Origin of the sequence: Streptococcus oralis (assembly GCF_024399415.1) — a bacterium.
Taxonomy (GTDB): domain Bacteria; phylum Bacillota; class Bacilli; order Lactobacillales; family Streptococcaceae; genus Streptococcus; species Streptococcus oralis_CS.
The window spans coordinates 961,480-975,928 of the sequence record NZ_CP029257.1 but is presented as its reverse complement, the minus strand read 5'-3'; the positions used below and the strand labels follow the sequence as shown (position 1 = coordinate 975,928).

Genomic DNA, 14,449 nt, shown 5'->3' with positions numbered 1-14,449 from the left:
CTTTGTGCAAATTTTCCTTAACTTTATAAAGTAATCGCTTTCTTTTGTCTGTTTTCTTGCGATTTTTGTGATATACTGTTTTTATGACAGATTTATCAAAACAACTACTAGAAAAAGCTCATGGTGGGCCGAAATTAAACCCTGACGAACAACGCCGCTATCTCGGCACTTTCGAGGAAAGAGTTCTTGGCTACGCGGATATCAGTACTGCCAATAGTTCTGAATTAGAACATGGATTTTTCTCTATTTTAGAGGGGTTTCAAGAAAAGGTTGAGGCACTTTTTGTGAAGATTTCACCAAATATCGAGTTTGACAAACAGGTCTTTTACTTAAGACAAGCAAAGGAAAGCAACTGCCAGGCGACTATTGTTTCAGACGATCATATCACCTCTCCTTTCGGTCTTGTCATTCATACAAATGAACCTGTTCAAGTAGATGAAAAGGACCTCAGACTTGCTTTCTCAAGCCTCTGGGAAGAGAAAAAGGCAGAGCCACCTAAAAAATCCATCTGGAAAAAATGGTTTGGTTAATGATTTCTCAAATTTAACAAACGACCAATATTAGTAGCTGTGTGCTCCAAATAGAGTCTTGCATTTTTCAAACTGTCTTCCAAAGGTTCACTTTTCTCTAGGATAGAGAAAGCTGCTTGTATATTTTCGAATGGTAGGGAAGGTAAATCCTCGGAAAGACTACCACAAATAGCAATAACAGGAACTCCGTTAGGGGTTCTTTTTGCTACACCAATAGGAGCTTTTCCAACAAAGCTTTGACTGTCCAGTCTACCTTCCCCAACGATAACCAAGTCGGCCCGTGCAACCTTCTTGTCAAAGTCAATCAAATCCAAGCAAGTATCAATCCCAGATACGATAGTGGCCTCAGCAAAGGCACAGAGCCCAGCCGCAATCCCACCGCCGGCTCCTGCTCCTTTAAGAGACAGGGTTGATGGTGAAAATTTTTCATAGAACCGCTGTATAGCCAAATCTACTGTCTCAAACAAAGCAGGATCCAAGCCCTTTTGTTTTCCAAATGTATAGGTCGCCCCTTGATGACCACATAGAGGGCTCACAACATCTGCTAAAATGCGAATTTTTACATCTTCAGGAATCCTATACAACTTACTATTTGAAACTAACTCGAATTCAAGCAAAGTCTGACCGCAAGCTGGCAATTCCTTTCCATTCTTATCATAAAAACGATAACCTAAACCAGCTGCAATGCCAATTCCACCATCATTACTTGCCGTACCACCTACACCGATATAGATTTCTTTCATTCCAAGATCAATGAGATGGCGAATCAACTCTCCGATACCTTTGGTTTGGATGTGAAGGGGATTTCGTTTCTCCCGCGGAATCTTTCCAAGACCAACCAAGTCAGCAACTTCAAAGAGCGCTATTTGACCTTTTTGAAAGCAGCGCATGGCTTCTTTTTGGCCAAAAGGTCCCGTAACCTCTTGCCATTTTTCTTCTAGGTCAAGAGAATGTCGGATAGCGTCTACAGTTCCTTCCCCGCCATCACCTACAGGGCAAAGCAGACATTCTACATCTACTATCGATTTTTGGAATCCTCTTTTTATAGCTTGAGCAACCTCTTCTGCCGTCAAACTTTCTTTAAAAGAATCGGGTGCAATTACAATTTTCATAGTTCCTCTCATTCTAAGAAATCAATCAAAGGTAGAACTTCCAAAAAATCCCTCGTATCTACATGACAAGCTATCTCTGTTTTTACGACCTCTTTGGCACAAAATGCAATACCACGTCCTGCTGACTTTAACATCAAGAGGTCATTGGCACCATCACCGATAGCAAACGTTCTTTCTTTGGGCAGTTCTAATTCCTTTCTCCATTTCTCAAGAGTAACTTGTTTTACTTGACCTGTCACAATTTCACCAACTAGTCGACCTGTTAAAAAACCGTCTTTGACTTCTAACTGATTTGCAGAGTAATAAGTGATCCCAAGAGACTTTGCTAATCTCTCAACTATTGGTGTAAATCCACCAGACACTAGACCGACTAGAATGCCCTTCTTTTGAAGTATGGAGATAAATTCTTGAGCATTCTTAGATAGATGAATGGATTTGAAGACAGTATCAAAAACCGAAACTGGAAGACCTTCTAACAAAGCCACTCTCGCTCGTAAGCTTGTTCCAAAGTCCAGTTCACCTCGCATTGCCTGGCTTGTAATCTGCGATATTTCTTCTTCGCAACCTGCTTCTTTTCCTAAAAGATCAATCACTTCTTCTGCTATCAGGGTGCCGTCAACGTCCATGACACACAAGCCTTTTACTTGAGACATAAGCTTTCCTTTCTAAACAGCCCAAAAATCGTATGAAAGAATCATACGATTTTATCTATTAGTTGACTAAACTATGGTACAAGTCCAGGTAAGATTTGCAGGCTGTATCCCATGAGAAATCGCATTCCATAGCTTGTTTTTGTAGATTTCTCCAAACGTCTGGCTGGTACTTATAAACATCCAAGGCTGTTTGGAAACTCCAGTTAAGCCAGTATGGTGTTAAATTATCAAAGCTAAATCCAGTACCAGTCCCTTCGATCGGATTGAAGGATTGAACCGTATCACGCAAGCCACCCACTTCATGAACCAATGGTAGAGTTCCATAGCGCATCGCCATCATTTGAGACAAACCACATGGTTCAAAACGACTTGGCATGAGGAAGAGATCACAAGCTGCGTAGATTTCTTGAGCAAGTTTGACGTCAAAAGTGATATTTGCTGATAGCTTGTCTGGATAGACTTGTGCAAACCAAGAAAAGGAATGTTCAAAAGCCGGGTCACCTGTTCCTAAAAGAACGATTTGAACGTCCTCTTGTAAGAAACGATGCAAGCTTTCTACAACGACATCAAAACCTTTTTGGCGTGTCAAACGAGAGACAATCCCAACTAGAGGAACATCTGCTCGCACAGGTAGACCAACTCTCTCTTGCAATTTTGCTTTGTTTTGTGCTTTTCCAGACAAATCTTCTTTATCAAAATGATAGTCTAAAAGAGCATCTGTCTCTGGATTATAGAGATCTGCGTCAATACCATTAACTATACCTGAAACCTTACCTGACTCCATCCGAAGAATCTGGTCCAAACCGCAACCAAACTGACTGGTCATAATCTCATGCGCATAACTAGGGGAAACGGTTGAGACACGATCCGCGTAGAGAATACCCGCTTTCATCCAGTTAAGACAATCATTCCAGCGAAGGGTGCCATCAGCATAGCGTTCAAAGCCAACACCGAACAAATCCCATAACATCCCTTCAGAAAATTGACCTTGAAATTCCAAATTATGAATGGTTAAAACTGTTCTGATTCCTTGATATGCCTGAATCCAATGATACTTTTCTTTTAACAAGAAGGGAATCATGGCTGTGTGGTAATCATGAACATGGAGAAGGTCAGGGATAAAGCCAATGCGTTCCATGGCTTCAAGAGCAGCCAGTTGGAAAAAGGCAAAGCGTTCGCCATCGTCAAAATCACCGTACACATGACCACGGAAGAAATAATACTGATTATCAATGAAGTAGAAAGTAACCCCATTCAAGACCGTTTTCTTAATGCCACAGTACTGTCTACGCCATCCCACACTAACTTCAAAGTGGAGAACATCCTCGATCTGGTCACCGAACTTAGCTTCTACCATATCATAATAAGGCAAGAAAACTGCAACTTCGTGCCCCGCTTTTACAAGTGATTTGGGAAGTGCGCCAATGACATCGCCCAAACCACCTGTTTTTGAAAAGGGTGCTCCTTCTGCCGCTACAAATAAAATTTTCATGAATAAATGTCCTCTGTTACTGTTTCACCCTTCTTCACTACAACTGGATGTTCTGCTGTGCCTCGAATGACAACACCGTCCGCAACCTCAACTCCCTTGTCCAAGATAGCATATTCAACTTGTGCACCTTGACCAATCACAACACGAGGGAACAGAACGCTGTTCTTCACAACACTATCTTTGTGAACATAAATGTTACGAGATAGGACTGACTGAACTACTTCACCCTCAATGATACTACCAGAAGCAAACTGAGAAGTACTTACTTTTGAAGTATTCGCATAGTAAGTTGGTTCTTCATTCTTAACTTTGGTATAAATCTTTTGATTTGGTGAGAAAAGAGAGTAGAATTTTTTAGATTCAAGCATATCAATATTTGCTTGATAATAGGACTGAACAGAATGAATGTTTGCTAAGTATCCTGTGTATTCGTAAGCAAAAGCCCCTTCTTTTACAGCCAAATCGCGAAGGACATAGCGCAACTTTTCAGGATATTCTTTCTGAGCCTCTTCTTCAAGTCGTTCAATCAACCAAGGAGTGTCCACAACAAAGATATCTGTAGACATGTTGAAGAGTTCATCCGTGGATTTGTTATCAAAGAGTTTGTGCGAACGAACATGGTCAGTTTCATCGATTTCCAAGATAGCATTCACATCAGAAATGTCTTTCTTAGGAAGTTTCTTATATACAACTGTAATCGGACCTTTTGTTGTATTGTGTAGGTGGAAGACTTGATTCAAATCAATATTCACCAGAACATCGCAGTTAATCGAAACGGTTTGGTTTGAACCTGAACGTCTCAAGTAGGTAAGAAGCTGTTGGTAATACTCTTTTCCAACTGTACTGCTTTCAACACGAGTGTTGTAAATTCCTAGATAGTAGTGACTTAGAAGGGTTGACAAGCCCCACTCACGACCTGAACGGATATGGTCGAAAACTGAGCTGATATTATCTTGTTGGAAAATACCAAAGATACTACGAACACCTGCATTTGCAAGACTGGAAAGGGGGAAGTCAATCAAACGGTATTTCCCACCGAAAGGCAAGCTAGCTACCGGACGGTGTTCTGTTAACGTTGACATATCATGAAAACCAACTGTGTTTCCTAAAATGGCTGAATATTTATCAATCTTCATCTGTTGCTACCCCCACTACTTCATTGTATCCTACTACTTGTACTTCATCCGTTCCATCAATCTCTACGCCATCAGCAATAATGGCACCCTCACCAATAATAGCACGAGTAATCTTTGCGCCATGGCCAATAATAGCTCCGCTCATGATGACAGAATCAACGACCTCAGCACCTTCACGTACTTGTGCTTCTGTTGAAAGAATCGAACGTTTTACAGTTCCATCTACAAAACAGCCATCCACGACCAATGAATCTTCAACGTGTGCATGCGCACCAAAGTAGTTTGGTGGTGAAATCAAGTTTCTAGAGTAAATTTTCCACTGACGATTGCGGCTATCCAAGGCGTTTTCTGGTGAAATGTACTCCATATTAGCTTCCCAAAGTGACTCAATCGTACCAACGTCTTTCCAGTAGCCATTAAATTCATAAGCATAGACACTTTCACCAGACTCGAGATAGTTAGGGATAACGTTCTTCCCAAAGTCTGACATATCCACATTGCTCTTTTCAGCAGCAACAAGCATATTGCGAAGTCGTTTCCAGTCGAAAATATAGATTCCCATAGAAGCCTTTGTAGACTTAGGTTGCGCAGGTTTTTCTTCGAATTCAACGATACGGTTATTGGCATCTGTATTCATGATACCGAAACGGCTAGCTTCTTTGAGAGGTACGTCTAGGACAGCTACTGTCAAACTGGCATTGTTATCCTTGTGGGACTGAAGCATATCATCGTAGTCCATCTTGTAGATGTGGTCACCAGAAAGAATCAAAACATACTCAGGATTAACACTGTCGATGTAGTCAATGTTTTGGTAGATAGCGTGACTAGTCCCTTCAAACCAACGGTTTCCTTCGCTGGCTGAATAAGGTTGTAAAATAGAGACACCTGAATTGATACCATCCAATCCCCAGCTAGAGCCGTTTCCGATATGGTTATTCAAAGCAAGAGGTTGGTACTGAGTAATCACGCCAACATTATGGATTCCAGAGTTTGCACAGTTGGAAAGAGCAAAGTCAATGATACGGTAGCGCCCACCGAATTGCACTGCCGGTTTGGCAATGCTTTGAGTGAGTTTTCCGAGACGTGTTCCTTGCCCACCCGCAAGGATCAAAGCTAGCATTTCATTCTTCATTTTCTACTCCTTTATAAAGACATGTGAACGTTAAAATCGAAAGAAGGTCGGAAGTCAAACTTTTTTATAAAAATAATAGGAAATCCATTTCTCTTGTGTTTCAAGTCCAATACAAGTACATCCGTTTTTAAAATCTAAAAAATATCATCAACAGCTCATTATTCTTTTTTCTTAGCTGGTTTCAAACGACGCTTGATTTTCCAGATGCTTGCTCCCATGGCAGGCAAGGTGAAGGTCAAGGTCTGCTCATAATCTTTCCATAAGCTTTCTTGAGTCTGAACTGTTTGATTGTGCTCTTTCCACACACCTCCCCATTCTTCTAATTCTGTATTCCAAACTTCTTCGTAAATACCTGCAACAGGTAAACCAATCGTAAAGTCCTTACGTTCAACTGGTGCCATGTTAAAGACACAGACTAACATTTCGTCTTTCTTGCCCTTACGAATAAAGGAAAGGACACTCTGATCTCTATTATCAGCATCGATAATCTCGATACCATCATAACTAGTATCAATTTCCCAAAGACAGCGATGGTCTTTATAGAATTGATTGAGTTGAGAAGTAAAATGCTTCATCTTGGCATTCATCGGATCTTCTAGATTAGACCATTCCAACTGCTCCTCAGACTTCCACTCTAGGAATTGCCCGTACTCACTACCCATGAACAAGAGTTTCTTACCTGGATGACAAATTTGATAGGTGTAGAGGTTGCGCAGACCAGCGAACTGATTGTAGCGATCTCCCCACATCTTATGCATCATACTCTTCTTGCCATGAACCACTTCATCATGCGAGAAAGGTAAGAGATAGTTTTCATTGAAAACATACATAAAGCTGAAGGTCACAAGATTAAAGTCATACTTGCGATAAATAGGATCTTCCTCGTAGAAACGGAGAATGTCATTCATCCAGCCCATATTCCATTTATAGTCAAATCCAAGGCCGCCCATTTCTTTCATACCAGTAATCTTTGTCGCTGATGAGCTTTCTTCTGCAATCATCATGATATCTGGATGAGCTAACTTAATCACTGTGTTCAACCGTTGAAGGAAATAATAACCCTCGTAGTTAAGGTTTCCACCGTCTTTGTTTGGAGTCCAAGGAGCATTATCATAATCTAGATACAGCATATTGCTCACTGCATCGACCCGAATACCATCTAAGTGGTAAAAATCAATCCAAAATTTAATACTTGAAATCAAGAAAGACTGGACCTCATTTTTCCCGAGGTCAAAATTCAGTGCACCCCAACCGTAGTTATGAGCCTTGTTGTGATCTTGGTATTCAAAAGTTGGTGTACCGTCATAATATGCCAAGGCATCATCATTAATGGTGAAATGACCTGGAACCCAGTCTACGATAACACCAATGTTATTTATATGACACTCTTCAACGAAATCTTGGAATTCCTCAGGTGTACCATAGGAATGTTCAAAAGCAAAGTAACCCATAAGTTGATAGCCCCAGCTCAATCCAAGTGGGTGAGCCATTAAAGGCATGAACTCAATATGTGTATAGTTCATCTCAACTAAGTATGGAATCAACTCGTCTTTCAGTTGCGAAAAAGTATAGGGACTACCATCTGGATTTCTCTTCCAAGATCCTGCATGGGCTTCATATATATTAACTGGTCTCTCGAAAAATCCCAGACGTTTGCGACGTGCTAGCCAAAGGCCATCTTTCCATTTCTTTTCACGGATATTGGTCAAAACAGCTCCTGTACCCGGTCTAGCTTCAAAATAAACTGCCAAAGGATCGATCTTCATAATCTGGTGACCATTTGCACGCGTGATATGATATTTATAAATCTGACCTTCCTGGGCTTGACTCGTAAAGACTTCCCAAACACCTGCTTCATTACGAACCATAGGAATCTGATTCTCAACCCAATCGGTAAAATCACCAACTAGATGAACTGCTTGTGCATTTGGGGCCCAAACCCTAAAGGTATAGCCTATTTCTCCGTTTTTCTCCTCTCTATGCGCTCCTAAATAATGCTGGAGGTGAAAGTTCTCACCTGTAGTAAAGGTTCTTAATGCTTCTTGATTATTCATTCAATCCCCTTTCTTTTGTAAGCGTTTTCTATGATTCTATTATACACTCTTTTAAGATAACTTTCAAGTAATTTACGAAGGAAATCATATTTTTTTATGAAAGCCTTCAAAAAATTACCTAGCATTTTAAAAAAGATATCCAGAAAATAGAACACAAAACAATTTCCATATATTTTTTTATTATAATACCAGAATATTCGTTTTTTATCAATTTTTTACTGTATTATTTTGAAAAAAATAAAATCAGGAAGTTATTTTCCTGATTTTATAAATTATCTCACATCAAAAACAATGGATTTGACATTTGTCATCGCTTCGATACTATATTTAATTCCTTGCACTCCCGCACCAGAACCTTTTACACCAAGGAATGGGAAATTATCTGGTCCACGTTGTGTTTTATTGTTAATATGAACGGTACCAACTTCAAGTTTCTCAGCAATTTCAAATGCCTTCTTAAAGTCATTTGTAAAGACTGAAGATTGAAGACCGAATTCTGATTCATTAGCAATTTCAAGTGCTTCATTGGCATCTGCAACTCGAATAATTGGGAGAACAGGTCCAAATGGTTCTTCCCAGGCTAATTTCATATCTCTTGTGACATAATCAAAAAGTCCTGGCCAAATGAGATTGTTCTCACGTTTGATTGGGCTGAGCGCTTTGGCTCCTTTTTCCTGAGCATCTTCAATCAATCCCCAGATGAAATCAGCTGAAGCATTATCAATAACTGGCGTGATATCTGCATTGTCAAATGGATCACCAACAGTTAGCTTGGCAACTTCAGCTTGGAGCAATTCAGCCAATCTGTCTGCGACGCTTTCCACAACCAAAACACGTTTGATAGCGGTACAACGCTGACCAGAGTAGCTAAAGGCACCACCTACGATTTGCTTAGCTGCATTTTCTAAATCTGCATCTTCTAAGACAATTGCTGCATCTTTCCCACCAAGTTCCAGCATAATCGGGCGCATACCAGCTAAACGACCAATACGCTCCCCAATCGGTGTTGAACCTGTAAAGTTAATGAAATTTACTTCCTTGTGTTCGATGATGTAGTCTCCGATTTCAGAACCACGTCCAGTGATGGTGTTAAAGACACCTGCTGGGATTCCGGCTTCGTCAAATGCTTTAGCCAACAAGAGACCAGAAATAGATCCTTGTGTTGGTGGTTTAAACATAACGACATTTCCGGCAATCAATGCCGGAGCAATCTTAGATCCAGAAAGGTTGACTGGGTAGTTAAACGGTGCAATAGCTAAGACCACTCCAACTGGCTCACGACGAACAACGGCTAGTTTATTTTTACTTGCAGCTTCAAAACCGCCACCTTCCATTGCTTGTCCAGTGATACGGAGACCTTCCTCGGCAGCAAAACGAATCAATTCTGCTGTACGTACTACTTCTCCAATGGCTGCTTTAATCCCTTTTGCAACCTCTTTGGCAAGAATCGTACCAATTTTTTCTTTATCACGTTCCAAAATGTCTGCTGTCTTATGTAAATAGGCTGCTCGCTCAACGGGTGCTAAATCACGCCATGCTGGGAGAGCTGCACGCGCAGCTTTCATAGCCTCATCTACTTCAGCCTGACTCATAGCGGGTACTGTCCCCAACTTTTCTTGATTGATGGGAGAATAGATGGCAATTTCATTCTCTGATGATTTCCATTTTCCATTCACTAAATTCTGATAATTTGTCAAATTCTCTTCCTCCTGAAAATGATTAAAACTTATTTTATCAAATTTTCAGAAAATTACAACCCTTTTTTGGAAAATATTGATATTTTTTTCACAAACTTGATTCTTCAAATTATTTGAAATTTATTCCTATTAGATATTGGTTTTTCAATAAAAATCAAAAAAGGTCTAGTTTTAACTAAACCTTTTTGTAGCATTTACTATGAAAGTACCTTCAAGACTGCAACGCTGATATCATCAATCACATTAGACTCTTTAGAATGACTATTTGTCACAAGCATTTCTAGATTTCCTGCATTTTCAAAGTAGAAGGAAGTTCCTTTAGCATTGAATACCACCAATAAGTGCTCTGATCCACCGTGAATTTCGTAAACAATCCACCCACTATTTTCAGCAGCTGTATGGACGAAGACATGACGATAAACTTCTTCGTATGTAGGATAAGAGAAAGCACGCGTTTGTGTTTTTAGGCGAATAATCTGGCGAATAAAGTCAATGCTCTCTTGTCTCTCATTGATTAAATCCCAGTTGACCTGGTTGACACTATCTGGAGCATTGTAACTATTCATGGCCCGTTCTCTATCTGCCGCAGTCAGCTCTCCATTTTCTCCAGTAGCAAGGAGTTTGGTACGACCAAATTCTTGCCCCAGCTCTATAAAGGACATCCCTTGCATGAGAATGCTCATCGCTGTTGCAGTCTCAACCTGACGCATAATCTTATCTGAGCTGTGATCTGGATGAAGGGTTACTAACAAATCATGCAAATTGTAATTATCATGGGCCTCCACATAGTTAAGAACTTGGTTTGGACTAAGATATGAGCCCAACTCTCGGCTACCAAGAATAGCTTTGGCTACAATTGGTTCTGTAGCTGCACCGCTAACAAATCCTGCCTTGATTGAGCCATAAACTTCTCCTCCTTTGATGGCATCACGCTGATCATCGTTGAAGAATCCAATATTTGGCATCTGGTAGGCATTGTCCTTCTTGGCCTTGTCATAAGGTGCAAGACCAGTCCCCATATCCCAACCTTCTCCGTAAGTGATAATACGTGGATCAACTTCATCAAGTGCCCAACGAATCGCCTGCATGGTTTTGACATCATGAATTCCCATCAAGTCAAAACGGAAACCGTCAATATTGTATTCTTTCACCCAATAAAGGAGTGAGTCAATCATATACTTGCGGTACATTTCGTGTTCGCTTGCGGTTTCATTTCCAACACCTGTTCCGTTTTGGAAGGTTCCATCTGGATTCATACGATAGTAATAATCGGGAACAGTTGTTTGGAAAGGTGCATCGACCGTTGAGAAGGTATGGTTGTAAACGACATCCATAATGACACCGATTCCCGCATCATGATATGCCTGAATCATGGTCTTAAGGTCTCGAATAACCTGTCCAGGATCATCTAGATTGCTAGAGAAACTTGGTTCTGGCGCATTGTAGTTTTGAGGGTCATAACCCCAGTTATAGGTTACATTTCCTTCCTCGTCGTATTCCTTATGACGATCAAAGATTGGTTGGAGCTGAACATAATTACAGCCGAGTTCTTTGATATAGTCAAAGGCTGTTGCTTGACCATACTGGTTAACCGTTCCAGTATGGGTAGCCCCAAGGAAGGTTCCTCGAAGGTTTTCTGGAACTCCAGATGTCGGCGATTTTGTAAAATCACGAATGTGCATCTCACAGATAACGGCTTTACATGGGTTTTCCAAACGCCAAGGAGCATCTGTCCCATGTTTGACTTTAAATCCTTCTACCTGTCTATCTTGCTGAGAGAGAATGACGGAACGTTTCCCGTCAGGGCTTGTAGCAATAGTGTAAGGATCTCGTGTCAAAGTCTGATGGTGTGGAAACTCAATCTGATACTGATAAGCTTTACCTGCAAGATTTTCGTCTAAATCTACACTCCAAACACCAATGGTATTGTACTTATGACTGTATGAATAGCTATTCCCACGCTCAAGATTAAAGGTTTTCCAAATCGGCGCGTCGTTACTTGTATTTTCATAAACGACCACTTGGACTGCTGTAGCGGTTGGAGCCCAGAGTTTAAAGCTTGTCTGGTAGTCAGAGATACTATACCCCAACTCTCCTTGGTATCCCCAATGGTGATCAAAACTTTCACTGTGAAAGGCTTTATCAAAAGCAAACGGGTTTCGATCTTTATAGCAAGAACTTGCAATGGCTGGATTTTCAGAATAATAAACCGTCTCATCACCATCCAAAATCCAAACCTCAGTCAACAGTGGATAATAGTTAAACCGTAGGAGATAATCTTTTGTCTTTCCATCTATTTCGACAGAAAAGGTCAGAGTATCGAGCCTTTCTGCACTTGTAACTGTAAAGGAGAATTTTGCTCCAAAATAGTCATTTTCATAATACAAATTTTCTTTAACATCTGCCTGTTTTCTACTGAATGAACAAGCATCATAATCCCCATTTTTTCGGTGAAAATGGATGACTACTGGGTATCTATACATTTCTTTTCCTAATTCCTAATTTCAATTTTTTTATGTAGTGCTGAAGAATTTAGCGGGAATTTCAGCACAATAGAGAATAGCATTAATAGATATAAAAACACATCAGGAGAGATAGTTTCAGACTATCTAACATCTAGTTTTCAACTATTCTTTACAAACTTTCTAGCCAAGCTTCATCTCGAACTTCGATACCAAGTTCTTGTGCTTTTTGGAGCTTGCTTCCTGCATCTGCTCCTGCTACGACAAGATTCGTTTTCTTAGATACACTGCCTGTAACTTTAGCACCAAGGATTTCGAGTTTATTTTTGGCTTCAGAACGTGTGAGACGTTCCAATTTTCCTGTTAATACAACTGTCAAACCTGACAAGGCTGCATCTGCTACTACTGTCTGCCCTTTGTAGTCCAGATTAACTCCAGCTTCTTTCAACTCGTCTAAAAGAATCTTCGATCCTTCTGTAGCAAAATAAGTCTGAAGGCTTTGGGCAATCACACTACCCAAGCTCTCGATACTTGCTACTTCCTCAGGATCTGCTTGGGCTAGATTTTCAATAGAGTGGAAATGTTGGAGCAAGAGTTGGCTAGCCTTACTTCCGACATGGCGAATTCCCAGACCAAACAAGAGTTTTTCAGCAGAGTTTTCCTTGGATGCTTGAATGGCCTGATATAGTTTAGAAGCAGACTTTTCCTTGACGCCTTCTAAAAGAAGGAAATCGTTTTCTTTCAAACGGTAAATATCTGCCACATCCTTAACCAGATTAGCAGCAAAAAGCTTTTCGACGATAGATGGACCAAGACCCGTAATATTCATAGCATCTCGAGAGGCAAAGTGAATCAAACCTTCCATGATTTGGGCAGGACAGCGTGGATTGATACAACGAAGAGCCACTTCATCTTCAAAATGAAGCAACTGACTGTCACAGCTCGGACAGTTAGTCGGAATATCTAGTTTTTCTTCAGAAACACGTTTAGACTCTACCACACGCAGAACAGCAGGGATGATATCTCCAGCCTTATAAACGATAACCGTATCATCTTTGCGGATATCCTTTTCAGCAATATAATCTACGTTGTGAAGAGTTGCACGGCTAACAGTTGTGCCAGCAAGCTGAACAGGTGTTAGATTGGCAGTCGGGGTCACAACACCCGTACGACCTACTGTCCAGTCAACTGAAAGGAGTTGAGCTTCTTTTTCCTCAGCAGGAAATTTATAAGCTACTGCCCACTTAGGTGCTTTAACGGTAAAACCGAGTTCTTCTTGACCTGCTAGGTCGTTAACCTTGATGACCACCCCATCGATATCGTAAGGCAGTTTCTCCCGTTCTTGTCCTACTTCTTGGATAAAATCCCATACCTCATCTATACTTTGAGCCAATATTCGTTTAGGATTAACTACAAAACCAAGCTGTTCAAGATGCTCCAAGACCTTTTCTTGACTATCACGAGTTGAAGGGCTGGCTTCTTGATAGAGGAAAGTAGCAAGATTACGCTTGGCCACTACTGCTGTATCCAACTGACGCAAGGTGCCTGCAGCTGCGTTACGAGGATTAGCAAATTCAGGCTCCCCATTTTCTTGGCGGGCTTGGTTGACCTGATCAAAGGAAGCGCGTGGCATGTAACACTCTCCACGAACGGTGATATCTAGTTCTTCGGGCAAGGTCAAAGGAATGTCCTTGACACGCTTGAGGTTTTCGGTGATATTTTCACCAACAGAACCATCCCCACGTGTGGCACCAACAACCAAAATCCCCTTTTCATACGTAAGCGAGATAGACAAACCATCGATTTTCAGCTCACAAATATAGGTCGGTTGGGGTAATTCCTTTCGCACACGCGCATCAAAAGCTTCTAACTCTTCACGTGAAAAAGCATCCTGCAAACTGTATAGAGGATACTGATGACTGTATTTTTCAAAACCATCTAAAACCTTACCACCAACACGATGAGTTGGACTATCCGCTAAAACTTGATCTGGATAGGCGGCTTCCAACTCAACCAACTCTCGGTAGAGACGATCATACTCGCTATCTGAAACCGAGGGATTGTCACTCGTATAGTACTCGGTCGCATAGCGGTTGAGTAAGGCAACTAACTCATTCATTCTTTCATTCATAATCCCATTTTACCACAAAGCAAGCCCTCCTCACAATAGAGAAGGACTGA

The 14,449-nt window shown here is 40.9% G+C and carries 10 protein-coding genes; 1 reads left to right on the top strand and 9 read right to left on the bottom strand.

Annotated elements, in window-relative coordinates; all coding sequences use genetic code 11:
- The first annotated feature begins 83 nt into the window (after positions 1 to 83).
- Positions 84 to 530, top strand: coding sequence for a DUF1694 domain-containing protein (locus tag DG474_RS04780; RefSeq protein ID WP_255778934.1), 447 nt, complete (start codon positions 84 to 86; stop codon positions 528 to 530).
- Here the strand turns inward: DG474_RS04780 and DG474_RS04775 are convergent.
- The 9 genes from DG474_RS04775 to ligA form a co-directional block, all read right to left on the bottom strand.
- Positions 527 to 1,642, bottom strand: coding sequence for a glycerate kinase (locus tag DG474_RS04775; protein WP_255778933.1), 1,116 nt, complete (start codon positions 1,640 to 1,642; stop codon positions 527 to 529). The two genes, DG474_RS04780 and DG474_RS04775, sit on opposite strands and share 4 nt — an antisense overlap.
- 8 nt (positions 1,643 to 1,650) lie before the next feature.
- Positions 1,651 to 2,295 (bottom strand): phosphoserine phosphatase SerB, encoded by a 645-nt coding sequence (gene serB / locus DG474_RS04770; RefSeq protein WP_255778932.1) that lies wholly within the window; start codon positions 2,293 to 2,295, stop codon positions 1,651 to 1,653.
- A gap of 58 nt (positions 2,296 to 2,353) precedes the next feature.
- Positions 2,354 to 3,787: a glycogen synthase GlgA gene (glgA, locus tag DG474_RS04765; RefSeq protein ID WP_255778931.1), complete on the bottom strand. Its 1,434-nt coding sequence runs from the start codon at positions 3,785 to 3,787 to the stop codon at positions 2,354 to 2,356.
- Positions 3,784 to 4,923, bottom strand: a complete 1,140-nt coding sequence (gene glgD / locus DG474_RS04760) for a glucose-1-phosphate adenylyltransferase subunit GlgD (protein ID WP_095726010.1) — start codon at positions 4,921 to 4,923, stop codon at positions 3,784 to 3,786. The genes glgA and glgD overlap by 4 nt, the downstream gene beginning before the upstream one ends.
- On the bottom strand, positions 4,913 to 6,055 hold the full coding sequence (locus DG474_RS04755; protein ID WP_000787250.1) for a glucose-1-phosphate adenylyltransferase: 1,143 nt from the start codon (positions 6,053 to 6,055) through the stop codon (positions 4,913 to 4,915). Before DG474_RS04755 ends, glgD begins: the two co-directional genes overlap by 11 nt.
- A gap of 158 nt (positions 6,056 to 6,213) precedes the next feature.
- A complete protein-coding gene (gene glgB / locus DG474_RS04750) occupies positions 6,214 to 8,109 on the bottom strand; it encodes a 1,4-alpha-glucan branching protein GlgB (RefSeq protein ID WP_255778930.1) in 1,896 nt (631 codons plus the stop codon).
- Between the two features lie 272 nt (positions 8,110 to 8,381).
- Positions 8,382 to 9,806: an NADP-dependent glyceraldehyde-3-phosphate dehydrogenase gene (locus DG474_RS04745; RefSeq protein WP_255778929.1), complete on the bottom strand. Its 1,425-nt coding sequence runs from the start codon at positions 9,804 to 9,806 to the stop codon at positions 8,382 to 8,384.
- A 197-nt stretch (positions 9,807 to 10,003) separates the two neighbouring features.
- Complete coding sequence (gene pulA, locus DG474_RS04740; protein ID WP_255778928.1) at positions 10,004 to 12,289, bottom strand: type I pullulanase; 2,286 nt, start codon at positions 12,287 to 12,289, stop codon at positions 10,004 to 10,006.
- Between the two features lie 151 nt (positions 12,290 to 12,440).
- Complete coding sequence (gene ligA / locus DG474_RS04735) at positions 12,441 to 14,399, bottom strand: NAD-dependent DNA ligase LigA (RefSeq protein WP_049490620.1); 1,959 nt, start codon at positions 14,397 to 14,399, stop codon at positions 12,441 to 12,443.
- Between the last annotated feature and the right edge of the window lie 50 nt (positions 14,400 to 14,449).